Genomic DNA, 25,324 nt, shown 5'->3' with positions numbered 1-25,324 from the left:
GTTTTATTTCCCTATTTCATTTCAGGCACGGTATAACAACAAGTGCAGCTTGGATGTTGTGTTTTTATGTGTCATGAGCTTGATCTAACGCAAAGGTTTTTTATAGGTTTTTGTTAAAAGGACTGCATGCAAAAAGTTTAGATGTAAACTGGTGTATTATCAAAAAGACTAAGCGGTCGTATCTGCTTTTTCTTTGGATGTACTTTTTGCGGAGTGACAATGGTGAGTAGGCAGTCCCCTGATCAGACTGAGCATCTGGACGCATCCGCACGAGCCGCTTGGGCTCGTATCTGGAGCTCGCTCTCTCCTGAATCGCAGTTTCTAGCCTGGATGGACTGGATACGCCATCTGGGTTTGAGCCCAGGTAAACAGGAGCAGCTCAGACAACTGGCTCAACGCCAGTGGGAGCAGTTGTTTCGCGAATGGAGCCAAGAGCTGGCAGCGGCGGCTCAACTTCCTGCTCACGCCTCTGTTCAGACCCCGTCGTCTGCTGCTGTTGCCGACCGTCGGTTTTCTGATCCTGCATGGGACCGTTGGCCATTCAATTTATTGCGACAGACCTATCAGGCGCAGCAGCAATGGTGGCAAAGTGCCACTGAAGGAGTGGCTGGCGTTGAGCCGCATCATCAAAAGCTGGTCGCTTTTGGTGCCGAGCAATGGCTGAACATGCTGAGTCCCAGCAATTTTGCCTGGACCAACCCCCTGGTATGGGACAGAACCCTGGCCGAGCAGGGCGCGAATTTCAGTCGCGGTCTGGAGAACTGGCAGCAGGATATGCAGGCCCAACTAGCGGGTGAGCCGCCTGTCGGGACCGAGGATTTTCAGGTAGGAAAGGATGTGGCCGCTACACCCGGCAAGGTGGTGTTGCGCAACGAGCTGGCCGAGCTGATTCAGTATGCGCCCAGCAGCAAGCAGGTCCACCCGGAACCCGTTTTGATTGTTCCGGCCTGGATCATGAAGTACTACATTCTAGACCTGTCGGCCCATAACTCCCTGATTAAATACTTGGTAGATCAAGGCCATACCGTATTTTGCGTGTCCTGGAAGAACCCCCAGGCCCAGGATCATGCTTTTGGCATGGACGATTACATTCGTCTGGGCTGGAAAGCCAGCCTTGATGCGATCAACGCGATTGTCCCCGGCCAGAAAATTCATGCTACGGGCTATTGCCTGGGCGGCACCCTGCTGGCGATCGCGGCAGCCGCCATGGCACGGGATGGCGATGAGCGCCTCGCTTCCCTGACCTTCTTTGCTGCGCAGACGGACTTTTCAGAGCCGGGCGATTTGTCCTTGTTCATCGACGAAAGCCAGGTCAGTCTGCTGGAAGCCCAGATGGCCGATGAAGGGTATTTACGCGCCAATCAGATGGAAGTGGCCTTTCAGCTTCTACGTTCCGCGGATTTGGTATGGGCGCCTTTGGTCAATAAGTATTTATTGGGTGAACGCCGTCCGCTTAACGATCTGATGGCCTGGAATGCGGACGCTACCCGTATGCCTGCCACCATGCATTCGCAATATTTGCGGCGCATGTATTTGAATAATGATTTAAGTCAAAACCGTTATCCGGTGGAAGGTCGTATCGTTTCTCTTGCGCACATTAATTTGCCTATTTTTTGCGTCGGCACTGTTTCTGATCATGTTGCCCCCTGGCGCTCTGTTTATAAGCTGCATTATCTGGTGCCTGCCGAGATCACGTTTGTTTTGACCACAGGCGGTCATAACGCCGGAATCGTCAGCGAACCGGGCCATCCGCGCCGTCATTATCAGATTCATACCCGTGCAGCAGGCACAGCGCCTGTTTTGGTGGACGAGTGGCAGGCACAAGCCGCTTCGCATTCAGGTTCCTGGTGGCCCGCTTGGAGTGCATGGCTGAAAGCGCGCTCGGGCGCGCAAACAAAAAAGCCACCGCAGATGGGTGCCGCCAAGCAGGGTTACGCCCCTCTAGGCCCCGCGCCCGGTCAATACGTATTGGTGAAGTAAGCAGTCTGGTCATACAAGCTTGCACAACAGTGAGCTTGCCGCTTTGTTCCAGGTCGGCAACCGGCGCAACGCCAGTTGCTGACATGCTGTATTGCCTTGACGGCAGTTTTCTTTTTTCTCATTAGGCATGTTTCCAAATGGCTCCACAGACCCACGATGTGAGTATCAAGCATCAAAGCGTTGCGCGTCGTCCTTATTTCGCGCTGGCTGCCTTGCTGGTCACGCTGGCAGGTTGTACCTCGATGGCGCCCGATTATGTTCAGCCCGCATCCCCTGTTCCGCACGCCTATCCGGATCTGTCCGCAGGGCAGGCCGAGGCGGTGCGGGCGCGGGACCTGGGGTGGCGTCAGTACTTTAAAGATCCGGTTCTGAGCAAGCTGATTGAAACCGCATTGGCCAATAACCGCGATATGCGAGTGGCCGTGTTACGGGTTGAGGAAGCGCGCGCCGCGCTGAACTTGCAGCGTAGCGAGCGTTTTCCGGCGTTTACGGTGGGCGGTCAGACAGCCCGGTCGCGTGTGCCGGGCGATATGAATCCCTCCGGGCAGGCCGTTACAGGCGGGGATTACCGTGCGCAGATCGGTTTGACCACGTGGGAGCTGGACTTATGGGGACGGGTGCGCAGCCTGGAAGATGCAGCGTTGCAGGGCTGGCTGGCAAGTGAGGCGGGTCGTCAGGCGGTGCATGTGGCCTTGGTCTCGCAAGTAGCCAATAACTATCTGGTCGTGCGCGAACTGGATGAACGCGTACAGATTGCCCGCAAAAGTGTCGAGAGCCGTCAGGAGTCCTATCGTATCTTTTCCCGCCGCTACGAGGTGGGGGCCACCTCCAGGCTGGATGTCACCCAGGTGCAAACCTTGCTGACACAGGCTCAGTCGCTACTGGCTCAACTGGAGCAGCAGCGGGCGGTACAAGTGCATGCCCTGCAGCAACTTCTGGGCGCGGACCCGGGCGTCCCCCTGAGCGGCGCTCCGCTCAACGAGAACGTGATGTTGGCCGAGCTGGCCCCTGGTTTACCTTCGGACCTGATGCTGTGGCGGCCGGATATTATTGCCGCGGAGCATACATTGCGCGCCGCCAATGCCAACATTGGAGCGGCGCGTGCGGCCTTTTTCCCACGCATTGCCTTGACGGGCAGTTTCGGCACGGCCAGCGCTGAGTTGGACGGTTTGTTCGATTCCGGCAGCAAGGCCTGGACATTCGCTCCTACCATTTCCCTGCCTATTTTTGATGGCGGCCGCCGCAGTGCCAACCTGGATGCGGCTTATGTACGCCGTGACATACGAGTGGCGGAGTACGAGAAAGCCATTCAGAGTGCCTTTCGTGAAGTCTCGGACGCCTTGTCGGCGCGTCGCTGGTTAAGTCAGCAGCTGGAGGTCCAATTGGTCGCCCGTCAGGCCCAGACCGAGCGCGCCCGTTTAGCGCAGATGCGCTACGACAATGGGTCGGCTGCTTATCTGGAAGTGCTGGATGCGCAACGAGACTTGCTGGATGTGGAGCAGCAGGTGGTGCAAACGCGCCGCGCACTGCTAGCCAGTCAGATTGCGCTGTACAGCGCCCTGGGCGGTGGCTTGGACCCCGCCGACACCCTGACAAACATTTCTATCCCTTCTCAATCGGATTCATCTTCGAGCCAGTTATGAGCACACCCTCTACCTTGAAAAAAAACATTGTTCCTGTCCTGATTGTTGCCGGGGTTCTAGGCCTGGGTTGGTGGGCATGGCAGAAAATGTCCAATACCGGTCCGGGTGACGGCTTTGTCAGCGGTAATGGTCGTATCGAGGCGACCGAGATTGATATCTCCACCAAGTTTGCCGGCCGTATCCAGAGCATTGAGGCCCGCGAAGGCGACTTTGTGAAGAAAGGCGAAGTGCTGGCTGTCATGCAGCAAGACAGTCTGGAGGCTGCTCGTGATGAGGCTGTTGCCGGTTTGCGGCAGGCTGAGAACAATGTGGCCGTTGCGCAGGCCCAGGTGGCACTGCGTGAAAGCGATGCGATTGCCGCCAAGGCGATGGTCGGGCAGCGTGAGTCCGAACTGGATGCTGCCCAGCGTCGTCTGGCTCGTTCCACCACCTTGTCCAAAGAAGGGGCCGCGTCGGTGCAGGAACTGGACGATGACCGCGCCCGCGTGCGGGGCGCTCAGGCAGCTGTTGCTGCCAGTCAAGCGCAAGCCAATGCGGCGGTTGCTGCCATCAATGCGGCCAAGGCCCAGTTGATCGGCGCCCAGTCTGCGGTTGAGGCCGCCCATGCCGCGGTTGCCCGCATCGAAGCGGACCTGCGCGACAGTGAGCTGGTCAGTCCGCGCGATGGACGGGTGCAGTTTCGGGTTGCCCAGCCTGGTGAGGTGCTGGGGGCCGGGGGACGGGTGCTCAATGTGCTGGATTTGTCCGATGTGTACATGACCTTCTTTCTGCCTAGTGAAGTGGCGGGCAAGGTGGCCCTGGGCTCCGAAGTGCGTCTGGTGCTCGATGCGATCCCCGATATGCCTGTTCCTGCCACCGTGTCGTTTGTTGCCAGCTCGGCCCAGTTCACGCCCAAGAGTGTCGAGACGGCGTCAGAACGTCAAAAACTGATGTTTCGTGTCAAGGCTCAGATTGCTCCAGAGCTCTTGAAAAAACACCTGGAGCAAGTCAAGACAGGCCTGCCTGGGGTGGCCTGGGTGAAGCTGGACCCCAATGCCAGCTGGCCTGAGTCGCTGACTTCCACCCTGACGGAGTAAACCATGCCCAAGCAGCAAGCGACGGCTGTTGCTCGTGTAACGGAGCTCAGTCAGCGTTATGGCGATACGCTCGCCCTGGACCGTTTAAGCCTGGATGTTCCTGCCGCTTGCATGGTCGGACTGATTGGTCCGGATGGTGTGGGCAAGTCCAGCTTGCTGTCCTTGCTGGCCGGCGCACGCGTGATTCAGGAAGGCCACATTGAGGTACTGGGCGGCGATATGGCAGATAAAAGCCATCGCGATAAGATTTGCCCGCGCATCGCCTACATGCCCCAGGGGCTGGGCAAAAATTTGTACCCCACCTTGTCGGTGGAAGAGAACCTGCAGTTTTTTGGCCGTTTGTTTGGGCACAATGCCGCCGAGCGCCGCCGCCGGATTGACGATCTGACACGCAGCACGGGACTGTATCCTTTTTTGACGCGCCCGGCTGGCAAGCTCTCGGGTGGCATGAAGCAAAAGTTGGGGCTGTGTTGCGCGCTGATTCATGACCCGGATTTCTTGCTGCTGGACGAGCCCACCACCGGCGTGGACCCCCTGGCCCGCAAACAGTTCTGGGACCTGATCGAGCGCATACGACGTGAGCGCCCAGGCATGAGCGTGATTGTGGCCACCGCCTATATGGATGAGGCTCAGCGCTTTGACTGGCTGGTGGCCATGGATGATGGGCGGATTCTGGCAACGGGTTCACCCCGGGAATTGCTGGAACGCACACAGAGCAAAAATCTGGAGCAGGCTTTTATTCGCCTTTTGCCCGAGGACAAGCGTCAGGGCCACCAGGAGGTTGTGATACCACCACTGGATGTGGATGCGAACGATATCGCCATTGAGGCCGAAGGACTGACCATCCGTTTCGGCGACTTTACCGCCGTGGACCATGTATCGTTTCGCATCCGGCGTGGCGAGATTTTTGGTTTTCTGGGCTCGAATGGTTGCGGCAAGTCCACCACCATGAAGATGCTGACGGGCCTGCTGCCGGCTTCAGAGGGTCAGGCCTGGCTGTTTGGTCACGAAGTCAATCCCAAAGACATCGATACCCGCCGTCGTGTGGGTTACATGTCGCAGGCGTTCTCCCTGTACGGCGAGCTGACGGTTCGACAAAACCTGGTGCTGCATGCCCAGCTTTTCCACGTTCCTGATGACCAGGTGCAAGCGCGTGTCGCTGAAATGGTGGAGCGCTTTGAGCTGGGCCAGATTCTGGATCGCCTGCCCGATGCCATTCCGTTGGGCATGCGTCAGCGCCTGTCTCTGGCGGTGGCGATGGTCCACAAGCCCGAGCTACTGATTCTGGATGAGCCAACTTCGGGGGTGGACCCGGTGGCTCGCGACAATTTCTGGCGTTTGCTGATCGAGCTGTCCCGACGGGACAAGGTCACCATTTTTATTTCCACCCACTTCATGAACGAGGCCGAGCGTTGTGACCGCATGTCCATGATGCATGCCGGTAAAGTGCTCGATAGCGACACGCCCGCCAATCTGGTGAAAAAACGGGGAGCGGCCACGCTGGAGGAGGCTTTTATCGGCTACCTGCTCGAGGCCAGTGGCCCCGAGCCGCAGGCCGAGCCCGCGACCGAACAGACGACGCTTGTCGAAGCGCCCGAGCAGCAGGAGCATCAGGAGCGTTTCAGTCTGCAGCGTCTGTTGAGTTACACCTGGCGCGAAACGCTGGAGCTGCGCCGTGATCCGGTGCGGGCAACCCTGGCTCTGGCCGGTTCCCTGATTCTTCTGTTTGTGATGGGTTTTGGCATTACTCTGGACGTGGAGGATTTGCGCTATGCGGTACTGGACCGTGATCAGACCAGCATCAGTCAGAACTACGCCTTGAATCTGTCAGGGTCGCGCTATTTTCTGGAGCAGCCGCCGCTGACGGATTATCAGGATCTGGACGATAGAATGCGACGCGGCAAGATTGCCCTGGCCATTGAGATTCCGCCGGGCTTTGGTCGCGATGTGTTGCGTGGCAGCAATCCTGAAATTGCCGCCTGGGTGGATGGCTCCATGCCCACCCGTGCTGAGACCATCCAGGGCTATGTGAAAGCCATGCATCAGCAGTGGCTGATTACGCAGGCCAAAGAACGTTTGGGAGCAGCGGCGCTGGTGACGCCCGCCAGTATCCAGGACCGCTACCGTTACAACCCCGATGTCAAGAGCCTTCCTGCGATGGTTCCGGCCGTCATTCCTGTGCTCTTGTTGATGTTGCCGGCCATGCTGACCGCGCTGTCTGTGGTACGTGAAAAAGAGCTGGGCTCCATCATCAATCTCTACGTGACCCCGGTTACGCGCGTGGAATTCCTGCTGGGCAAGCAGATTCCCTATATTGGCCTGGCGATGGTCAACTTTTTGTGCATGTGCTTGCTGGCCATCACGATATTCGATGTACCCATCAAGGGCAGCTTTCTAACCCTGAGTCTGGCGACCTTGATGTTTTGCGTGATTTCGACCGGCATGGGGCTGCTGGCTTCTACCGTGACTCGCAGTCAGATTGCCGCCATGTTTTTTGCCATGATTGGCACCATGCTGCCCGCCACCCAACTGTCCGGCTTGCTGAATCCGGTGTCCTCTATGCAAGGTCTCAGTCGCTGGGCGGGCGAGCTTTACCCTGCCACGCATATGTTCAACATCAGTCGTGGGGTGTTTAACAAGGCCTTGACCTTCTCAGACCTGCATGGCGCCCTGTTTGCCTTGTTGCTGGCCATCCCGGTGGTGTTGGGCGCTGCGGTCATGCTGCTCAGAAAGCAGGAGAGCTGAGATGAGAAAACTCAAGAATGTACTGTTGCTGGGTCGCAAGGAGCTCTGGAGTCTATGGCGTGATCCCATGATGCTGCTGCTGATTGTGTACGTGTTCTCGGTCTCGATTTACACCTCGGCCACTGCCCAGCCGGAAACCTTGAACAATGCGCCTATCGCAATTGTGGATCAGGACCAGAGCCCCTTGTCGGCCCGTATTGCGTCGGCCTTTTATCCGCCGGAGTTCATTCGCCCGCACATGATCGAATACGGCGAAATGGATTCGGGTATGGACACTGGGCAGTTCACTTTTGTGTTGAACATTCCTCCCAATTTTCAGCGCGATGTCCTGGCGGGGCGTAGCCCCGAGGTGCAGCTCAATATTGATGCCACTCGCATGAGCCAGGCCTTTACCGGCAATAACTATATCCAGCAGGTGGTAATGGGTGAGGTCAACGAATTCGTGCGGCGCTACCGCAGCGTTGACACCTTGCCGGTGGACCTGGCCTTGCGTGTCCGCTTTAACCCCACGTTGGAAAAAGCCTGGTTTGGCAGTATTGCCGAAGTCATCAACTCGGTTGCCATGCTGTCCATTATTCTTACCGGGGCTGCCCTGATCAGAGAGCGCGAGCACGGCACCATTGAACACTTGCTGGTGATGCCCGTCACGCCGGGCGAGATTATGGCCTCCAAAGTGACGGCCATGGGGCTGGTGGTTCTGATCGCCACGGCTGCATCGCTCAAGTTTGTGGTGCAAGGTCTGCTGGGTGTGCCGATTGAAGGTTCCATTGCGCTGTTTCTGTGCGGCGCAGTGCTGTGTCTGTTTGCCATGACTTCCATGGGTATCTATCTGGCGACCTTGTCGCGCAGCATGCCCCAGTTTGGCCTGTTGCTGATGCTGACCCTGCTGCCCATGAACCTGCTCTCGGGCGGGCGCACGCCCCGTGAAAGCATGCCTGAAATTGTGCAGCATCTGATGCAGCTTGCCCCCACCACGCATTTTGTGTCGTTAGGGCAGGCCATTTTGTTCCGTGGTGCCGGTATTGAAACGGTGTGGCAACCCTTTTTGGCCCTGTTGGTGATCGGGACGGTTTTGTTCGTTCTGTCGCTACGGCGTTTTCGTAACACCATCTCTCAGATGGCTTGATGGACTGGGCCCCGTCAGGGGGCACTTTTTTCCTTTAAGGAGATTTCGATGAGCATGGAGACACTTCCCCTGGACCTGTACAAGGCCAATGTCGAGCTGCAATTGCGTATCACGCGCCTGTTGCAGGAGGGCGGTCACCGCTGGCTGGAGTCCGTACAGAAAAGCAGCCTGAGAAGCGTGGAGCAGACCACGGCTGAGATTGAGAACTTGCTGCAAACCGGCAACTGGCAGTCGTTGGCAACTCTGCCGGCCGACACGTTCTGGCGTCTGTTCCAGCACGGGGTCAATGACAGCCAGGCCATCAACCAGCTGGCTATTGAGAACCAGACCAAGTTCACCTCCGGTTTGCAAGAAGCGCTGGAAGCCTGGCAAAAGTCGGTGCTGGCCGTGGTCAGCGAGACCAGTGCTGCAGTACCGGTCATGGATATTTTCAAGCAGTGGGGCGCGCCTTGGGCAAATGCTGCCAGCGCCTCTGACACTCAAAAGGGAGCATAAGCGGTATGTCTACGGTTAAACGCACGGCGTTGGTGACGGGAGGGATGGGCGGTCTGGGTCAAGAGATCGCCCGTGCCCTGCATGATGCGGGTCATCGGGTACTGGTGACCCACTCGCGCAGCGAGGCCGATGCCCAGGTCTGGCTCAAGGAACAGGCCGAGGCCGGTTATGAGTTTCAGGGCTATCACGTTGATGTTGCCGATTTCGAGTCTTGCCAGCAGATGGCCCAGGCCATTGAAAAGGACGGCCAGCACGTTGACATCCTCATCAACAATGCCGGCATTACCCGTGACGGCACTTTTCGCAAGCTGAGCAAGGACAAGTGGGACGAGGTCTTGCGGGTCAATCTGGACTCGGTGTTTAACGTGACCAAGCCCTTTATCGATGGCATGCTCGAGCGCGGCTGGGGCCGGGTGATCAACATCTCCTCCATCAACGGCAGCAAGGGACAGTTTGGCCAGACCAATTATTCGGCTGCCAAGGCGGGCATGCATGGTTTTACCAAGGCGCTGGCACAGGAAGTGGCACGCAAGGGTGTGACCGTCAACACCGTCTCTCCCGGCTATCTGGCCACGAAGATGGTCATGGCGGTGCCCGAGGATGTGCGCAACAGCATTATCGCGGGCATTCCGGTGGGCCGTTTGGGACAGCCCGAGGAAATTGCCGCGTTGGTGACCTTTATTGCCAGCGAAGCGGCTGGTTTTATGACAGGCAGTAACGTCGCCATGAATGGCGGCCAGCATATGTACTGATCCTGACGCTGACCACTGGCTGCCTGTAGGGGGCCCGCTTGTCGGGCCTGTGACTTAGGAAAGGAATGGATATGCACAAAGATATCGCGATTCTTGCCGCGACCCGTACCCCCATCGGCCGTTTTCAGGGGGGGCTGTCCACGGTGCCCGCCCACGATTTGAGCGCCCAATTGATTCGTGCCGTGCTCCAGGCGACGGGCGTAGCCGCCGATCAGATTGACGAGGTCATTCTGGGCCAGGTCCTGACCGCCGGCGCAGGCCAGAATCCGGCCCGTCAGGCTGCCGTGAATGCGGGTCTGCCCTACGAGGTGCCCTCCATGTCGCTCAACAAGCTGTGTGGTTCGGGCTTGAAGGCGGTCCATCTGGCGGCGCAGGCCATTGCTGCAGGTGACGCCGATCTGGTTCTGGCCGGTGGACAGGAAAGCATGAGTCTGGCCCCGTTTGCCGTTCACAAGGCGCGTACAGGTTTGGGCCTGGGCCATGCCATGATGGATGACACCTTGCTGCGTGATGGTTTGACAGACGCGTTTCACAACTATCATATGGGCATTACGGCAGAAAATCTGGCCGAGCGTTACGGCATCAGCCGCGAGCAGCAAGATGCGTTTGCTCTTGAGTCCCAGCGCAGAGCCGTGGCTGCCCTGCAAGCGGGACGTTTCAAGGAAGAAATCACCCCGATTGAGGTGCCTCAGCGTAAGGGTGACCCGCTGCGTGTGGAGACCGATGAGCAACCTCGTGCGCAAACCACGCTGGAGTCGTTGGCCAAATTGCGCCCTGCCTTCAAGAAAGAGGGCACTGTCACGGCGGGCAACGCCTCAAGCATCAATGACGGTGCCGCCGTGCTTTTGCTGGCCAGCGCCGACAAGGCCAAGGCATTGGGCCTGCCCGTATTGGCATGGGTTCGGGGCTGGGCCAGCACCGGGGTAGATCCAGCCATCATGGGGATTGGCCCTGTGTCGGCCAGCCGCAAGGTCTTGAAGCAGGTAGGCTGGGACCTGAACGAGCTGGACCTGATCGAGGCCAATGAAGCCTTTGCCGCCCAATCGCTCGCCGTGGCCAAGGATTTGCAGTGGGACATGAACAAGGTCAATGTCAATGGTGGGGCCATCGCTTTAGGTCACCCCATTGGTGCATCGGGCGCCCGTGTGCTGGTCACCTTGGTTCATGAAATGCGTCGTCGCGGTGCGCGTAAGGGGCTTGCCACCTTGTGCATTGGCGGCGGTCAAGGTGTGGCTATCGCTATTGAGGCCGCATGAACCGGTAGCAGAATGAAGGGAGAAGATGATGACAGATAAGTCTCGTGACGACAGCACGGCGTGGTCCCCTTGGATGATGAATCCCTGGAACCTGGGTCAGACCGTCTCCTCGTACTGGGTGGATGCCTGGCAGCGCGCCATTTTGTATGCCGATATCGAACGTCAGGTCGGGGACCAGTACCAGGCCCAACGTAAGATGAACGTGCCCAATGTGCTGAATTTTCCGGCGGAACTGGTCATGTCGGGGCTGACGCTTCCCCGACCCGTCAACTATCTGATGGTACGGATTGTGCCGCCCGACGATCAGCCTACCGTCCCTGGCAAGCGCCCGTTTCTGGTGGTGGACCCCCGGGCCGGGCATGGGCCGGGTATCGGTGGATTCAAATCCGACAGCGAAATTGGTGCTGCGCTCAAAGCGGGGCACCCTTGCTATTTTGTGGGCTTTTTACCTGACCCTGTCCCTGGCCAGACGGTCGAGGATGTGATGCGCGCACACGCCGCCTTCGTCAGCAAGGCAGCCGAGCTGCACCCCGACAGCCAGGGTAAGCCGGTGGTCATTGGCAATTGTCAGGCTGGATGGCAGGTCATGATGGCCGCCGCGGTCTGGCCGGATCTGTTTGGACCGTTGATTCTGGCTGGCGCCCCGCTGTCTTATTGGGCGGGGCGCAATCCCATGCGCTATGCCGGCGGTTTGCTCGGGGGCAGTTGGCTGACCGCCCTGACCAGTGATGTGGGGCATGGCCGTTTTGATGGTGCGTGGCTGGTCAAGAATTTTGAGAATCTGGACCCTGCCAATACCTTGTGGACCAAGCAGTACCGCGTTTACGCCAAGGCGGACACGGAGGCTGAGCGCTACATCGGCTTTGAGAAATACTGGGGCGGTTATGTGTTTCTGAATGATGTGGAAATGCAGTACATCGTGGACAACTTGTTTATCGGCAACAAACTGTCCACGGCTCAGCTTCTGACCTCGGACGGCATTCGCATCGATCTGCGCAATATCCGTTCGCCCATTGTGGTGTTCAGCTCCTTTGGCGACAACATCACGCCACCGGCCCAGGCACTGGGCTGGATCACGGACCTGTATCTGGACGATGACGATGTGCGCAGCCATGACCAGACCATCGTGTTCACCACGCATGATCGTATCGGCCACCTGGGCATTTTTGTATCGGGCAGTGTGGGCAGCAAAGAACACCGCAAGTTTGCCAGCACCATCGATCAGATTGATCTGTTGCCCGCTGGCATTTACCGGGCCACGGTAGAGGAAACTCCGGGCGACGACACCTTGCTGAATGATCCGTATCTGATGTCAGTGCGCCAGAGTGGTCTGGCTGAAATCGCGCAGATTGTGCAGCCGGACCCCGAGTCGGACCGTCGTTTTGCCGCTGCTGCGCGTCTGTCCGAGATTAATCTGGCTTTCTACAAGAGCACCTTGCAGCCTTGGGTCAAGGCTCTGTCCACGCCGTATAGCGCCGCCTTGCTGGAGGCCTTGCATCCTATGCGCCTGTCTTACGAGTCCTGGACCAGCGCTCACCCTTGGGCGGACACGATTCATAAGTGGGCCGAGAATATTGCCCAGCAGCGTCAGGCGGTGGACCAGGACAACCCCCTGCTGCAAGCGCAAGAGAATTTCTCGCAGGCCATGGAACGGGCTCTGGATAACTACCGCGATCGTCGTGACAGCATCTATCAGATCTGGTTTGACACGGTGTATGGTTCGCCTTTGCTGCTGGCCCTGGCCGGTCACGCCCCCGGTGATTCGACGCCGGCGCGCCCGCATCCGGGTAGTTCACCCGAGCATCTGGCTTTTGTCCGTGAGCAAATGCACAGACTGGACGGTCTGCTCAATGAAGGCGGTTTGCTGGAAGCCGCGCTGCGCGGTTTGTTCCATATTGCCAAACAGCGCAATAGTGTGGACGAGCGTTATCACCATGCCGCCATGCGCTTGCGCGAGCAGTACGATGCCGGCAAGTTTGATATTGAAAAAATGCGTGCCGCGATTCGCGAGCAGGCCTTGGTGCTGGCCCATCATGGCCATAAGGCGGTGGAAGCGATTCCGCACTTGCTGAGCAGACATACGCCGGAGGAAATTCGTCTGGTGGCGTCCCTGATCAAGAAGCTGATCAGTGCGATTGATGAGCAGGATGCGGCACCTGCGGCGGTGGCCAAGGCCTCGCAAGAGGTGCTGGATTTGTTCGAGACGGCGGCCCGGCAGCGGGAGCAGGCAGAACAGTCCGTACCGCTTGAAAGCACACCGCTTGCAAGGACAGCAGCCACGCCGGTAGCGAAGGCGACGAGCGAGACAGTGCCCGGGTCCCCGCCCGGTGCTGTGTCGACACCACTGGCTCAAACTGGGGCAGGTATTCCGGTGAAAAAGACCGCAGCGGGCACCAAACTGGCGCCTGAAGTGGCTGCGCCCGCGGCTGCCCAGTCTGGTCCTGAAGTGGCTGCTGCAGTTGTCGCCAAACCCGCGCCTGAAGCGAGAGCTTCCGCGGCCCCCAGGAGCGCGACCAAAACGACGCCGCAAACTGCCAGCCGTGCTACCCGGACCGCAGCACCCGGAAAGGTGGCGGGCAAGTCCGCTGCCACGGGTCGCAGCACGGCCAAAGGACGGACGCGCAAATCCTGAAACCGGGTGCGCATGACATTGTGACGGAGTGCCGAGTATGAAACATTCATGCTCTGGCCGTGCTGTGTGGATGAGGGGTGCGGCGTTGCGTGTTATCGCTGCCACGGTGTGTTAGGTGGCGCAAAACAATGTTTGCTGATGAAAGAAAGACCGGCGCCCGTGACTGGGCGCCGGTCTTTCTTTTGGGCCTGCAGGCCGGCCGCTTAGGAGGGTCTTGCTGGTCAGGATGGCGACATCCAGATCTGCCGGAGTTGACCGGCGTCATTCAGCGGCTGGAGAGCACAGGGGGTCTGCTGATACCGGCGTGCTGGTGTGAAAACCCTGCCCCGTCTGACCAGGCGTACAGAGGGGGCAGGGGGCAGCTTAAGGCTTCAGAACGGGCTGGTGTCCGGCCATGGGTTTCATCGATTCCACGGCGTAGGCAACATTCAGGATGCGTGCTTCTTCAAAGGCGGGGCCGATGATTTGCAGTCCTACGGGCATACCGTTGGCGATACCGGCGGGCACCGTGACGGCCGGTAGACCAGTCAGGTTGCTGGGGCCGGTAAAGCGGATGCCTTCGTCGATGAAGTCCAGCGTTTTTCCATTAATGTTGACGGTATCGACGCCAATGTCGGGCACCTGGCAAGGCAGGGTGGGAGCGATGATGACGTCTACGTCGCTGAAGGTGCCGGTAAATTGCTGTTTAAGGGCGCGGCGTACTTGCTGGGCTTGCAAATAATCGATGCCGCTAAACAGCTCACCGAGTTCAAACAGGAAGCGAATGTCACCGCCGAAATCGTTGGGACGTTTGATCAGGTCCTGGTGGTGGATGGTCGCAGCCTCGGTCAGGCTGACGGCCAGCTCGGCCCATTCGGAATAACGCAGGGCAGGCACGGTCAGAGGGATGACTTTGGCGCCCTGTTTTTCCAGGTCGGCCAGGCGCTCGCGGATGACTTTTTCAATGCCCGAGTCGACGTTTTTGAAGAAGTAGTCCTCAATGATACCGATGCGCAGGCCTTTGACCTCACCGTTCAGGGCGCTCAGGTAGGAGCCGACCGGGACGTTGGCGCAGGTTGGGTCGCGCGGATCAAAGCCAGCAATCACTTCCAGCATGGCAGCGGCGTCGGCCACGGTTTTGGACATGGGGCCGACGTGGTCCAGGGTCCAGGCCAGCGGGTAGACGCCGAACTTGCTCACACGCCCGTGGGTGGGCTTCAGACCGACGATACCGCATGCGGCGGAGGGGATACGGATGGAGCCGGCCGTATCAGTGCCCAGGGTGTTGTAGGAACTGTGTGAGGCCACGGCAGCGCCCGAACCACCGCTGGAGCCACCGGGCGCACGGTCTGGATTCCAGGGGTTATGCACGGGGCCAAAGTGAGGGTTGTTGTTGTCGATGCCCCAGGCGTACTCGTGCATGTTCAGCTTGCCGGTAAAAATTACGCCGGCATCGCGCAGCTTGGTGGCAACTGTTGCGTCGTCCTTGGAGACGAAATCCTTGTGGATTTTGGAGGCCATGGTGGTGACCTCGTTGGCAAAGTAGATATTGTCTTTCAGGGCCAGCGGCACGCCATGAAATACGCCCTTGTACTTGCCGGCCATGATGTCTTGCTCGGCTTGACGGGCGCTTTGGCGCGCCTGCTCGGCGGTGATGGAAATGTAGGCGTTGGTCTGCGGGTTCGACTGATCGATGTAGGCCAGCAGGTTGTCAGTGACTTCGACAGGGGAGACCGCCTTGGTGCGCAGTTTATCCGCCAGTTCAATCACGCTGAGTTCAAGCAGTTCCTTATTCATGGTGGTCCCCTCCGGCCAGATGCTTGATCGCGAGGTCTGCATCGTCGATGGCGATCCCTTCCAGATTGCCCTTCATGGCCTGAATTTCACGCCATTTGGTCTCCAGCTTGGCCAGATGTTCGGGGCTTGGGTGTATCCCTTTTGCAGCCAGGGTGTCTTTGACACTTACAGTCATTTGTCCTCTCCTTATCGTTGTCAAAACCGTGCATGCGCAAATGACGCGCACAAAAAAAGCCCCACCCCTTGTGCAAAGGGAGTGAGGCTTTATTGCCTGCATGTCGCTGGCAACTTTGGCAGCGCATGCATCTGTTTTGGCAGACTCAGGTGTCTGCTTATTTAATCTACAAAATCCCGGCCGTGAAAAACACTAGGGTTTTCCAGCGGACAGAAGAGGGTTTATGGCGTGCTCGTGTTTTGCTGCCAGCGCAGATACGCATTACGGGTCTGTGCACAGACGGACTCCAGAACCTTTTGATGCGTGACTTTATGGCGTGCCAGCAAACGCGCATCGGCCACTGTGCGAGATTTGCAGAACCAGTGGCAACTGTGTTGGAACAGGTACAGTTCTGCGGACAGATGAAATGCCCGGCTTTTGGGGTCCCACTGCTCCCCATTGTCTGCCACATGGCGCAGTCCGGCGGCATGAATCTGCAAAAGCTGACGAAAGTCCCGTGTCATGGAGGGGAGAAGGCGTTCGACATAAGGCACACAGAAAGGCAGCATGCCCATTCGGGTGCTTTCGGCCGGTTCCTTTTGCAGTAGATCTGCCAACGATTGAACCTGGCTTGCTACGGCATTTTCCGTCTGCGCAAACATTTCCAGAACCTGACGCTGGCGCGAGGGGTCCTGTTCACCGATAGCGCGGGCATAGCCTTCTGTCAGCGTTTCCATGTGACGCTCCAGCTGGAAACTGCTCAAGTGGCGGCCCAGCAAGATAATGCGCCCGCGTTGATAGCGTGCCCGCAGCAAGTGCAAAGCAATGGCGGCGGCCAGAAGAAGTAATACCGTGTCCATCTTTAGAGTGTCCGTTCAGAGCCAGGCGTCTTGTTGCGTTTCCTGGCGGTGGGAAAGCCTGGTCTATAGAAAACTTCTGCCAAGAAGAGTCGGCCATTGTATATCGTCATTCTTTATCCTTGTTTCCATTCTCTGAGGATTGACCAGAGTAAAGGCCAGGATAAGAGCTTGGTTCGTCCCGCTTGGCCTCATAAAAAAGCGCCCTCATTGATAGGGGGCGCTTTGTGGTATTGCTGTCAGAGATCTGTAGTCACGCAGGCCGGTAATGAGGCTGATGCTGCCTGCTGATTGCACTTCTGCCCTGAGGCCGTCCTGTTTGTGTTCAGGCCTTGCTGACGGCTGACAGGGCTGGGCGCTTGATTGACTGCGCCTGCTCCTGATTGATCTGACGCACCACCAGCAACATGCACAGCGCCGAGACGATAATGCAGGGAATGGCCGAGCTGATTACGCCCGCAGCACCATAGCCCTGGCTGAGCAGCATGCCTGCAATGGTCGGACCCAAGGTGGCACCGATGCGGCCTACTGCAGCGGCGGTGCCGACCCCTGTGGCACGCACGGCGGTGGGGTAGACAATGCCGCCAAAAGCATACAGGACGCCTTGGCAACCAATGACAAACGCACCCGTCAAGGCGGCGGCCCAATACATCTGTCCCAAGCCCGATGCTCCGTTCAGACTTAACAGGCCAGCCAGAATGCCACCGTACATCAGCGCAATGACCAGCGCCTTTTTCCAGCGGTCGGTCAGATAGCCCAGCAGGACCGTACCCAAGGTTGCGCTGACCATGAACCAGAATTGGGCGGTGCTGCCTTGTTTGCGGCTAAAGCCCAGCTCCTGAAACAGCGAAGGCAGCCAGCTCAGCATCAGATACACCACCATCAGCGTGAAAAAATAGCTGACCCACAAGAGCAGGGTGCGGGTGGCCAAACCATTGCTGAACAGATCTTGGAAGCGTCCCTGAACTGCGGTTCGGCTTTCTCGTGCCTGCAGAAACTCGCGTGATTCAGGCAACAGCCACACCATGACAGGGATGACCAGCAGGGGCAGCAGACCGCCCAGATAAAAGATGTTTTTCCAGTTTTCCCCGAAGTTGGAGGCAGCGACCAGCGACAAAATGGCTGCCCCCACCGGCATGCCCGCATACATCATGCCTACCGCACGGGCACGGTGTTCGGGCTTGACCGACTCGGCGGCCAGAGTGATCAGGTTGGGCATGGCTGCGCCCAGGCCAGCCCCGGCCAGAAAACGTACCATCAGGAGGATAGCCAGGCTGTTGACCCAGGCAGTGAACAGGGTAAACAGGGCAAATACGGCGACCGAGGCAATCAGCACGGCTTTGCGCCCGTATTTATCTGCCCAGCGCCCGCCCATCAGTGAACCGGGCAGCAGCCCCAGAATGCCTGCACTCAGAAAGTAGCCCTGATAGGTTTTATCCAGTCCGAACTCCGCTGCCACGCCTTTCACGGCGATGCCGGCGGCCTGAATGTCCATGCCTTCGATAACAGCGATCAGAAAGCAGATCGCTACGGTAAGGACCGCATGCTTGCGGCCATGGGTTTGTGTCATTGCAATGTCTCCTCGGTTGACCGGGACGTTTTTTTATTGCTTCTGCGACCTGCCCGCCCCGAATTCAGGGCGCAGAAATCCGCTCACCGCGCGCTAAAGCGGCGGTGAGTCGGGGTAGAGCTTTTTTTTCGATTTTTTGGAATCAGGCCGTCGCGGCTTGTCGTTGCAGCAAGTCCATAGCCACGTCCACAATCATGTCTTCCTGGCCGCCAACCATGCGACGCTTGCCCAGCTCGACCAGAATGTCCACGGTTTTCAGACCGTATTTCTGGGCGGCTACTTCGCTGTGACGCAAGAAGCTGCTGTACACACCGGCATAGCCCAGGGCCAGGGTTTCGCGGTCTACGCGCACCGGGCGATCCTGCAAGGGGCGCACAATGTCGTCCGCTGCGTCCATCAGGGTGTACAGATCCGTGCCATGGTTCCAGCCCATGCGTGCGGCGGCAGCAATAAACACTTCCAGCGGCGCATTGCCGGCTCCGGCACCCATGCCCGCCAGGCTGGCATCAATGCGGTCGCAGCCTTCTTCCACGGCCACAATGCTGTTGGCCACACCCAGGGACAGATTGTGGTGGGCGTGAATGCCGGTTTCGGTTTCGGGCTTGAGCACATCCTTGAAAGCGCGGAAACGGTCGCGCACATCATTCATGTTCAAGGCCCCGCCCGAGTCGACCACGTAGCAGCAGGTGGCCCCGTAGCTTTCCATCAGCTTGGCTTGTTCGGCCAGATGTTGAGGCGTGGTCATGTGGCTCATCATCAGAAAGCCCACCGTATCCATCCCCAGATTGCGGGCATATTCGATGTACTGCTTGCTGACGTCAGCCTCGGTACAGTGTGTGGCCACCCGCACAATGCGGGCACCGGCGTCATAAGCGGCTTTCAGATCGTGGATGGTGCCAATGCCTGGCAGCAGCAAGGTGGCAATCCTGGCATGGGTGACAACCGAGGCCACCGCCTCAATCCATTCCAGATCGGTGTGTGCGCCAAAACCGTAGTTGAAGCTGGAGCCACACAGCCCATCGCCGTGGGCGACCTCGATGGAATCGACCTTGGCCTGATCCAGGGCACGGGCAATATCCATGGCGTTTTGCACGCTGTATTGGTGGCGTACGGCGTGGCTGCCGTCGCGCAGCGTCACGTCGGAAATAAAGAGCTTTTTGTTGGGATCGTGTGCCATTGTGATGTCCTTGCGTGTCATGCGGTTTGCGTCAGCAGGCGGGTTTGAGCCAGACGCTCGGCGCAGGCCAGCGCGGCGCTGGTCATGATGTCCAGGTTGCCGGCATAGGCGGGCAGATAGTGAGCCGCGCCTTCTACCTCGATAAACACCGAGGTTTTCAGACCCGAACGCCATCCGAGGCCAGGCACATTGATGGGCTTGTCCTCGGGGATCACATCGAACTGCACTTTTTGCTTGAGGCGGTAGCCAGGCACATAGGCCTGAACCTTGGCGGCCATGCGCTCAATGGACTGTTCGATTTCCGCTTCTTTGCCCGGATCGCTGAGGGTGTAGACGGTATCGCGCATCAGCAAAGGTGGCTCGGCCGGGTTGAGCACAATGATGGCCTTGCCCACGGTGGCGCCGCCCACCACCTGCATGGCTTTGCTGGTGGTCTCGGTAAATTCGTCAATATTGGCACGGGTTCCGGGACCGGCTGATTTGGACGAGATCGAGGCAATGATCTCGGCATAGTGCACGGGGGTGACCTGCGAGACTGCCGCAATAATGGGCACGGTGGCTTGTCCGCCACAGGTGACCATATTGATGTTGGAGGCGTCCAGATTGTCGTCCAGGTTCACCACCGGGATGGTGTAGGGGCCGATAGCCGCCGGTGTCAGGTCAATGACCTGAATGCCGTGCGCCTGCAGGACGGCATTGTGACGGGCGTGTGCCCCCGCGCTGGTCGCATCAAATACGATGCGAATGTCCTTGAAGTTGGGCAGCTTCAACAGCCCATCCAGTCCTTCGTGGGTGGTGGGCACGCCCAGGCGGGCCGCACGGGCCAGACCATCGGAGGCGGGGTCGATTCCGACCATCGCGCCCATTTTCAGGTGTTTGCTTTGGCGCATCACCTTGATCATCAGGTCGGTGCCGATATTGCCCGAGCCAATGATGGCGACGGCAATGCCGTTGGGGTTTGTCATGTGTGTTACTCCGTACAAAGAGGACTTAGCCTGCGCTGAAGGTGACGGATACCGAGCCCAGGCCCTCGATCACGGCTTCAATGTGATCACCGGGGGCGACGGGGGCCATCGGGCCCAGGGCTCCGGTCAGAATCAGATCGCCGGCCCGTAGCGGTTCGCCCAGCTTGGCCATGGTGCGGGCCAGCCAGGCGGCGGCGTTGAAGGGATGCCCCAGGCACTCGGCGCCACTGCCGCTGGAGGCCAGCTCGCCATTGCGATGCAGGCTCATGCGCGCGGCGCGCAGGTCCAGACCGTTCAGGCGACGGGCAGGGCCGCCCAGCACGTACAGGCCGCTGGAGGCGTTGTCGGCCACGGTATCCACAAAGCGGATATCCCAGTTGGCAATGCGGCTGCCCACGATCTCCAGGGAGGGCATGACCCAGCCTACGGCCGCGGCGACATCGCCAAAGCCGGTGTCGGCGTGGGGCAGATCGCGCTCCAGCACCAGAGCAATTTCGGCTTCAATCTTGGGTTGCAGCACACGTTCAATGGGGACAGTCTCGCCATCGCCATAGGCCATGTCGGCAAACAGGGCGCCAAAGTCGGGTTGCGACACGCCTAGTTGCTGCTGGACCTTGGGGTTGGTCAGGCCGATCTTGCGGCCCGTCAGGCGACGACCTTGGGCTAGTCCACGGGCAATGTTGATGCGTTGTATGGTGTAGGCTGCCTCGGCATTATCTTCACCAATCAGGCTGCGAATCGGGTCTATGGACTGATTGCTGCTCTCGGCCTGGCGCAGACGGCTGGCCAGGGTATCGAGCAGATCGCTGGATGCCTTGTTCATCTCAACGCTCCAGGAAATCCAGAACCAGCTGGTTGAATTTCTCGGCATGCTCCCACTGCGCCCAGTGACCGCACTGGTTGTAGACGTGCAGCTCGGAGTTGGGAATGCCTGCCAGCAGACGCAGGCCGGTATCGAAAGGTACAACCCGGTCCTGACGGCCCCAGATGATCAGGGTAGGGGCGGTGATGCTGGGTAGACGAGGGCTGAAGTCGGGGAACTGGCGGGGATTGGCTTCCAGGGACTTCAGGAAGTTGTCCAGGTGGTCCTTGCGGCTGAGCATATTGTTCAGACGGGCCTGCAGCAGCTCGTCGGTCAGCACGCTGGCGTCGAATACGAACACATTGTTAAAGCGCTTCAGGTTCTCCAGCGTGGGTTCGCGGTACAGACCGTTCAGCAGCTTGATGCCCTCGCTGGGCATGGGGGTAAACAGGCTCATGCCACCTGTGCCGCCGCCCATCAGTACCAGCTTGGCCACGCGCTCGGGCCAGGTCAGGGCAAAGGCCACCGAGCTATGGCCGCCCATGGAATTGCCCAGCATGTGAATTTTGTCTATGCCCAGCTGGTCAATAATACTTTTCACCACACGGGCGTTCAGGTCGGAGCGCGAGCCGCTGTTGACGATGGAATCGCTCTTGCCCCAACCAGGACAGTCGATCAGCAAAACGCGGTAGCCAGCCTGGGTCAGCGGCTCAATATTGCGATTGAAGTTGGCCCAGCCGGTAGCACCGGGGCCCGAGCCGTGCAGCATGACAACCGTCTGTTCGCCCTGACCCAGATCGTTGTAATGGATGCGCAGTTCCTTGCCTTCCTCGACCACGGTCGCGAAACGGCTGTAATCAGATTCATTCAGACTCATGACAATCTCCTGGTATTTTTGGGTGGTGGATTTCAGTTCTTGCGCGGATGGGCGGACAAGCCGCCAAAGCCGGCAATCCACTCGGGAATTTCTCGGTAATAGCGGTGCGCCGCTTCATAGGGGCCATAGGCCGACAGACCCGCGAAAGCAGCCACCCAGGTCTTGACTTCGTGGGCGCTGCGGCCTGCCAGGGCGGACACGTCGTCGTTGGCGACCTCATCGAGCTGGGCATAGCTTTGCGTTTGCAGCAGATCCAGAAAGTTCTGGTCCCATTCGGGGTTGAGCGGATGCAGAACAGAAGGGTCCCGGGTGAAGGCTCTGCCAGCATCGATCGTGCGTTGTGTGCGGGCGGCACGGGCTTCGGGCGAGAGCGTGTAGCCTTCGCCATCCAGCGAGCGTCGCACGGCATCGGGGGCTTCGGCGTAGACGGGGACGGGAGGTTGATGCGACAAGCCGCCCGAACCGATCCACAGCACACGCTTGCCCGTGGAGCGGGCCCATTGGCCGATGGCCTCGCCCAGCAAACGGGCACGTTTGAAGGTGGGCAAGGGGGCTGCCACCGCGTTAATGAAAACGGGAATGACCGGGTAATGGTCCAGACTGCCCACCAGATGTTCCAGCGGGTAGGCGGCACCATGATCCAACTGCATATCGTGTGAAATGGCTACGTCCACGCCGCTATGGATGACATGGGTGGCACATTCCGTGGCCAGCTCGAAGGGCACGTCCAGGCGTCCGGCCATGCTGTCAAAGTCGCCAATCGCATGCGCGCCGGTGCCGATGCAAAAGCTGGGCATGACGTTGTAGAAAAAGCCGTTGAAATGATCAGGGGTGAACAACACGATCAGATCAGGCTTGAAGGCAGCGACCCGTTCGCGGGCCGCTTTTTGTACCGCAAACACTTCGTCTAGGACGGCTTGGGCCGGATCGTGATGACCCAGCAAAGGCGTGTGTGAAAGACACTCCAGGTGTGCCAGCATGTCAGTCTCCTGATTCTGATTATGGGTGTGCAGGGGCAGCCGCCTCGTCCGTCAAGGCGACATTGGTGGCTTGGCTGCGTGTGGTCTGCGTGATTTGTTTGGCCAGATGGCGCAGGTTCTGGGCAGTGTTGTTCCAGACCTCCAATGGGAGGACGGCGCGGTGTTCGATCAGCTCTTTGAGCGGGCGCATGTCGCGGCCTTGGTTGACGGTGATGGCGCCGCAGATGGCACCTTCCGGGTCCAGGCCAATCAGGACAAAGGGGGGCATGTCCAGTGTGCCGCGCAACACCCAGTGGGCAGCGGCCATGTCTCCGGCAAACTGAATGTTCAGGTCGCACTGATCGGTCCAGAACCAGGCAGGGCAGGACTTGGCGGGTTCCTGGTTCAGCATGTGGCAAACGGCCATGCTGGCCTGCCGATTGGCGTTTTCCCAGGTCTCCTGTCTTTGCCAGCGGCCATCCAGACCGATTTGCACCGTAGTGTCGCCCGCCGCATAGATATTGGGCTGAGAGCTTCGACCATGCTCGTCAATCACGATTGCACCCTGCTCGGTGTGCAATCGCGCACTGTCGGCCAGACGGGTGTCAATGCTCACGCCCACGCCATAAATCAGCAGCTCACCTTGCAGTTGTTCGCCATTGTCCAGCGTCAGTACCACGCGCTGCTGATCGTTCAGTCGGGCGTTGTGGACGTGGGCACCGAGGTGAAAGCGCACGCCGCGAGCCTCATGCACGGACTGTAGATACTGACTGAGGACTTCGGGCGCGTTGCGCGACATGATGCGGCTGGCCGGATCGATCAGTTCCACCGTGGCACCCAAAGCGACCAGGCTGGATGCCAGTTCCAGGCCAATGACACCGGCACCGACCACCAGCACATGGCTGCCAGGTTTGAGCTGAGCGCGAATGCGGTGGGCATCGTCCAGGGTGCGCAGAACATGCGACACCGACCCCAACGCGTCCAGTTCGGGCAGGCGTCGGGCTTGTGCCCCAGTCGCCAGCAAGAGGCTGTCGTATCGCAGGGTTTCGCCGTTGGACAGGGTGATGCAGCCTTGCTGAGCGTCAATCGCTTCGGCACGGATACCCAATTTCAGGCTGATGTTCTGTTCGCTGTAAAAGCTGGCCGGATGCAGGTTCAGCTGCACATTGTCCGGCTCCAGCAAGGCGTCTTTTGACAGGGGTGGGCGCTCGTAAGGTAAGTGAGGTTCCTCACCGACCAGGGTGATCTGTCCGGCAAATTCTCGGCGGCGCAGTTCAGCAGCAGCCGTGGCACCGGCCTGTCCCCCGCCCACAATTACAATATGAGGTGTCTGCATCACAGCTCCAGTCCACCGGCCACATTGCGTATGCCGCGTACTCCCAGACCTGCGTCGGCATTGATCATGACGCCGGTCAGTGTCTGGTTGTTCTGGCGCGAGGCCAGTAGCACAAAGGGGCCGGTAAATTCTTCAGGTTCAGGAAAGAATTGCAGGGGCAGGATCGCTTTGATGGCCTCGGGCGAGCGCGAGTCCATGATGCGGGTATCTTGCTGGCCCAAGGCTTGGGGGCCACGCAGATCGGTTTTCATACCGCAAGGGCCTACGCCATTCACACGAACTTTAGGGGCCAGTTCAAAAGCCAGTTCGCGGATCAGACCGACCGCGGCATGTTTGCTGGCGGTATAAAGCGGGCCACCGCCTTCGGCGTAAAAAGCCGAATTGCTCAAGGTGAAAATCATGCTGCCGCAGGATTTGACCAGTTCGTCGGCAGCGGCCTTGGCACCGAGCAGGTAGCCTTTGACGTTGATGGCAAAGAGCTCGTCAAAGCCTTTGTCCAGTTGCTCCATACTGGTGTTGATCAGCCGTGCGCCGTGGTCCCAGACCGCAGCATTGCCAATAAAGCAGTCCAGCTTGCCAAAGCGGGCCACCGTGGCCTTCACGGCGTTCTGGTTGTCGGCTGCGCTGCACACATCACCCTGGACGGCCAGCACCTTGCCGCCGAATTTCTGTTCCAGATCGGCGCATTTTTCTGCCGAGCGCTCCAGCACGGCCACGGATGCGCCTTCTTTCAGAAAGCGCTCTACCAATGCCAGACCCAGGCCGGAGCCGCCGCCGGTGATCAGGGCCACCTCGTTTTGCAGCCAGCCGTTCATGCCTGGGCCTCCAGATCGATATAAACCATGCCTTCGCTGATGATCACCGGATAAGTGCGTAATGCTTCGGTGGCCGGCTGGCACAGGGCAGCGCCCGTTTTCAGACAGAAACGGGCAGCGTGCAGCGGGCACTCCACGGTGCCGTCGTCCTCGATATAGCCTTCGGACATGGACGCGTTGCCGTGTGTGCAACGGTCATCCGTCGCATAGAAGGTGCCATTAATATTGAACAAGGCAATCTGGCGGTCGGGGGTGTCTATCTTCAGTGCCTCGCCATCGGCCAGGGCACCGGTTTCACATGCGGTAATGCGTGTCATATCAATCAACATCG

Annotated in this window: 21 protein-coding genes; 9 read left to right on the top strand and 12 right to left on the bottom strand. The window is 58.9% G+C overall.

What is annotated here, in order from left to right:
- The first annotated feature begins 219 nt into the window (after positions 1–219).
- From FE795_RS12940 to FE795_RS12900, 9 genes are all read left to right on the top strand, one after another.
- Positions 220–1,980: a PHA/PHB synthase family protein gene (locus FE795_RS12940; protein WP_131070819.1), complete on the top strand. Its 1,761-nt coding sequence runs from the start codon at positions 220–222 to the stop codon at positions 1,978–1,980.
- Between the two features lie 137 nt (positions 1,981–2,117).
- A complete protein-coding gene (locus FE795_RS12935; protein ID WP_219235028.1) occupies positions 2,118–3,623 on the top strand; it encodes an efflux transporter outer membrane subunit in 1,506 nt (501 codons plus the stop codon).
- Positions 3,620–4,699: an HlyD family secretion protein gene (locus FE795_RS12930; RefSeq protein ID WP_003803225.1), complete on the top strand. Its 1,080-nt coding sequence runs from the start codon at positions 3,620–3,622 to the stop codon at positions 4,697–4,699. Before FE795_RS12935 ends, FE795_RS12930 begins: the two co-directional genes overlap by 4 nt.
- Before the next feature lie 3 nt (positions 4,700–4,702).
- Complete coding sequence (rbbA, locus tag FE795_RS12925; protein WP_219235025.1) at positions 4,703–7,444, top strand: ribosome-associated ATPase/putative transporter RbbA; 2,742 nt, start codon at positions 4,703–4,705, stop codon at positions 7,442–7,444.
- Between the two features lies 1 nt (position 7,445).
- Positions 7,446–8,570, top strand: coding sequence for an ABC transporter permease (locus FE795_RS12920; RefSeq protein WP_003803229.1), 1,125 nt, complete (start codon positions 7,446–7,448; stop codon positions 8,568–8,570).
- Between the two features lie 54 nt (positions 8,571–8,624).
- Positions 8,625–9,065: a phasin family protein gene (locus tag FE795_RS12915; protein ID WP_230406189.1), complete on the top strand. Its 441-nt coding sequence runs from the start codon at positions 8,625–8,627 to the stop codon at positions 9,063–9,065.
- A 5-nt stretch (positions 9,066–9,070) separates the two neighbouring features.
- On the top strand, positions 9,071–9,817 hold the full coding sequence (phbB, locus tag FE795_RS12910) for an acetoacetyl-CoA reductase (protein ID WP_039943686.1): 747 nt from the start codon (positions 9,071–9,073) through the stop codon (positions 9,815–9,817).
- Positions 9,818–9,888: 71 nt separating this feature from the next.
- The gene (locus tag FE795_RS12905; RefSeq protein ID WP_003803235.1) at positions 9,889–11,073 is read left to right on the top strand and encodes an acetyl-CoA C-acetyltransferase; all 1,185 of its coding nucleotides are present in this window, start codon (positions 9,889–9,891) and stop codon (positions 11,071–11,073) included.
- A 28-nt stretch (positions 11,074–11,101) separates the two neighbouring features.
- On the top strand, positions 11,102–13,705 hold the full coding sequence (locus FE795_RS12900) for a DUF3141 domain-containing protein (RefSeq protein ID WP_219235023.1): 2,604 nt from the start codon (positions 11,102–11,104) through the stop codon (positions 13,703–13,705).
- 363 nt (positions 13,706–14,068) lie between these two features.
- Here FE795_RS12900 and FE795_RS12895 read toward each other — a convergent pair whose 3' ends face one another.
- The 12 genes from FE795_RS12895 to hcaC form a co-directional block, all read right to left on the bottom strand.
- Positions 14,069–15,481, bottom strand: a complete 1,413-nt coding sequence (locus FE795_RS12895; protein WP_219235021.1) for an amidase — start codon at positions 15,479–15,481, stop codon at positions 14,069–14,071.
- On the bottom strand, positions 15,474–15,656 hold the full coding sequence (locus FE795_RS12890) for a hypothetical protein (protein ID WP_003803240.1): 183 nt from the start codon (positions 15,654–15,656) through the stop codon (positions 15,474–15,476). Before FE795_RS12890 ends, FE795_RS12895 begins: the two co-directional genes overlap by 8 nt.
- Before the next feature lie 221 nt (positions 15,657–15,877).
- Entirely contained in the window at positions 15,878–16,495 is a 618-nt protein-coding gene (locus tag FE795_RS12885) for a hypothetical protein (RefSeq protein ID WP_003803243.1), read from the bottom strand.
- Between the two features lie 322 nt (positions 16,496–16,817).
- On the bottom strand, positions 16,818–18,062 hold the full coding sequence (mhpT, locus tag FE795_RS12880) for a 3-(3-hydroxy-phenyl)propionate transporter MhpT (protein ID WP_003803244.1): 1,245 nt from the start codon (positions 18,060–18,062) through the stop codon (positions 16,818–16,820).
- A 142-nt stretch (positions 18,063–18,204) separates the two neighbouring features.
- Entirely contained in the window at positions 18,205–19,239 is a 1,035-nt protein-coding gene (gene dmpG, locus FE795_RS12875) for a 4-hydroxy-2-oxovalerate aldolase (RefSeq protein WP_219235019.1), read from the bottom strand.
- 17 nt (positions 19,240–19,256) lie between these two features.
- On the bottom strand, positions 19,257–20,204 hold the full coding sequence (locus FE795_RS12870; protein WP_003803250.1) for an acetaldehyde dehydrogenase (acetylating): 948 nt from the start codon (positions 20,202–20,204) through the stop codon (positions 19,257–19,259).
- A gap of 25 nt (positions 20,205–20,229) precedes the next feature.
- On the bottom strand, positions 20,230–21,027 hold the full coding sequence (gene mhpD, locus FE795_RS12865; protein WP_219235018.1) for a 2-keto-4-pentenoate hydratase: 798 nt from the start codon (positions 21,025–21,027) through the stop codon (positions 20,230–20,232).
- A gap of 1 nt (position 21,028) precedes the next feature.
- Entirely contained in the window at positions 21,029–21,883 is an 855-nt protein-coding gene (locus FE795_RS12860; protein WP_003803253.1) for an alpha/beta fold hydrolase, read from the bottom strand.
- A 32-nt stretch (positions 21,884–21,915) separates the two neighbouring features.
- Positions 21,916–22,863, bottom strand: a complete 948-nt coding sequence (locus tag FE795_RS12855; RefSeq protein WP_219235017.1) for a 3-carboxyethylcatechol 2,3-dioxygenase — start codon at positions 22,861–22,863, stop codon at positions 21,916–21,918.
- A 19-nt stretch (positions 22,864–22,882) separates the two neighbouring features.
- Positions 22,883–24,178 (bottom strand): 3-phenylpropionate/cinnamic acid dioxygenase ferredoxin--NAD(+) reductase subunit, encoded by a 1,296-nt coding sequence (gene hcaD / locus FE795_RS12850; protein WP_219235015.1) that lies wholly within the window; start codon positions 24,176–24,178, stop codon positions 22,883–22,885.
- A complete protein-coding gene (gene hcaB, locus FE795_RS12845; protein WP_003803259.1) occupies positions 24,178–24,993 on the bottom strand; it encodes a 3-phenylpropionate-dihydrodiol/cinnamic acid-dihydrodiol dehydrogenase in 816 nt (271 codons plus the stop codon). The genes hcaD and hcaB overlap by 1 nt, the downstream gene beginning before the upstream one ends.
- Complete coding sequence (gene hcaC / locus FE795_RS12840) at positions 24,990–25,310, bottom strand: 3-phenylpropionate/cinnamic acid dioxygenase ferredoxin subunit (RefSeq protein WP_003803262.1); 321 nt, start codon at positions 25,308–25,310, stop codon at positions 24,990–24,992. The genes hcaB and hcaC overlap by 4 nt, the downstream gene beginning before the upstream one ends.
- Positions 25,311–25,324 lie beyond the last annotated feature (14 nt).

It is taken from the genome of Alcaligenes ammonioxydans (genome assembly GCF_019343455.1).
Classification (GTDB): Bacteria; Pseudomonadota; Gammaproteobacteria; order Burkholderiales; family Burkholderiaceae_B; genus Alcaligenes; species Alcaligenes ammonioxydans.
Note: the sequence above shows the minus strand (reverse complement) of the source record. Positions and strands in the feature narration are given on the sequence as shown.

What these genes read in the sequence shown, in the direction of transcription:
- rbbA (WP_219235025.1), top strand. Translation starts at nt 4,703, where the DNA reads ATGCCCAAGCAGCAAGCGACGGCTGTTGCTCGTGTAACGGAGCTCAGT.
- FE795_RS12895 (WP_219235021.1), bottom strand. Translation starts at nt 15,481, where the DNA reads ATGAATAAGGAACTGCTTGAACTCAGCGTGATTGAACTGGCGGATAAA.
- FE795_RS12890 (WP_003803240.1), bottom strand. Translation starts at nt 15,656, where the DNA reads ATGACTGTAAGTGTCAAAGACACCCTGGCTGCAAAAGGGATACACCCA.
- FE795_RS12860 (WP_003803253.1), bottom strand. Translation starts at nt 21,883, where the DNA reads ATGAGTCTGAATGAATCTGATTACAGCCGTTTCGCGACCGTGGTCGAG.
- FE795_RS12905 (WP_003803235.1), top strand. Translation starts at nt 9,889, where the DNA reads ATGCACAAAGATATCGCGATTCTTGCCGCGACCCGTACCCCCATCGGC.
- FE795_RS12900 (WP_219235023.1), top strand. Translation starts at nt 11,102, where the DNA reads ATGACAGATAAGTCTCGTGACGACAGCACGGCGTGGTCCCCTTGGATG.
- dmpG (WP_219235019.1), bottom strand. Translation starts at nt 19,239, where the DNA reads ATGGCACACGATCCCAACAAAAAGCTCTTTATTTCCGACGTGACGCTG.
- FE795_RS12930 (WP_003803225.1), top strand. Translation starts at nt 3,620, where the DNA reads ATGAGCACACCCTCTACCTTGAAAAAAAACATTGTTCCTGTCCTGATT.
- hcaC (WP_003803262.1), bottom strand. Translation starts at nt 25,310, where the DNA reads ATGACACGCATTACCGCATGTGAAACCGGTGCCCTGGCCGATGGCGAG.
- mhpD (WP_219235018.1), bottom strand. Translation starts at nt 21,027, where the DNA reads ATGAACAAGGCATCCAGCGATCTGCTCGATACCCTGGCCAGCCGTCTG.
- FE795_RS12885 (WP_003803243.1), bottom strand. Translation starts at nt 16,495, where the DNA reads ATGGACACGGTATTACTTCTTCTGGCCGCCGCCATTGCTTTGCACTTG.
- FE795_RS12940 (WP_131070819.1), top strand. Translation starts at nt 220, where the DNA reads ATGGTGAGTAGGCAGTCCCCTGATCAGACTGAGCATCTGGACGCATCC.
- FE795_RS12870 (WP_003803250.1), bottom strand. Translation starts at nt 20,204, where the DNA reads ATGACAAACCCCAACGGCATTGCCGTCGCCATCATTGGCTCGGGCAAT.
- FE795_RS12855 (WP_219235017.1), bottom strand. Translation starts at nt 22,863, where the DNA reads ATGCTGGCACACCTGGAGTGTCTTTCACACACGCCTTTGCTGGGTCAT.
- FE795_RS12935 (WP_219235028.1), top strand. Translation starts at nt 2,118, where the DNA reads ATGGCTCCACAGACCCACGATGTGAGTATCAAGCATCAAAGCGTTGCG.
- mhpT (WP_003803244.1), bottom strand. Translation starts at nt 18,062, where the DNA reads ATGACACAAACCCATGGCCGCAAGCATGCGGTCCTTACCGTAGCGATC.
- FE795_RS12920 (WP_003803229.1), top strand. Translation starts at nt 7,446, where the DNA reads ATGAGAAAACTCAAGAATGTACTGTTGCTGGGTCGCAAGGAGCTCTGG.
- hcaB (WP_003803259.1), bottom strand. Translation starts at nt 24,993, where the DNA reads ATGAACGGCTGGCTGCAAAACGAGGTGGCCCTGATCACCGGCGGCGGC.
- FE795_RS12915 (WP_230406189.1), top strand. Translation starts at nt 8,625, where the DNA reads ATGGAGACACTTCCCCTGGACCTGTACAAGGCCAATGTCGAGCTGCAA.
- phbB (WP_039943686.1), top strand. Translation starts at nt 9,071, where the DNA reads ATGTCTACGGTTAAACGCACGGCGTTGGTGACGGGAGGGATGGGCGGT.
- hcaD (WP_219235015.1), bottom strand. Translation starts at nt 24,178, where the DNA reads ATGCAGACACCTCATATTGTAATTGTGGGCGGGGGACAGGCCGGTGCC.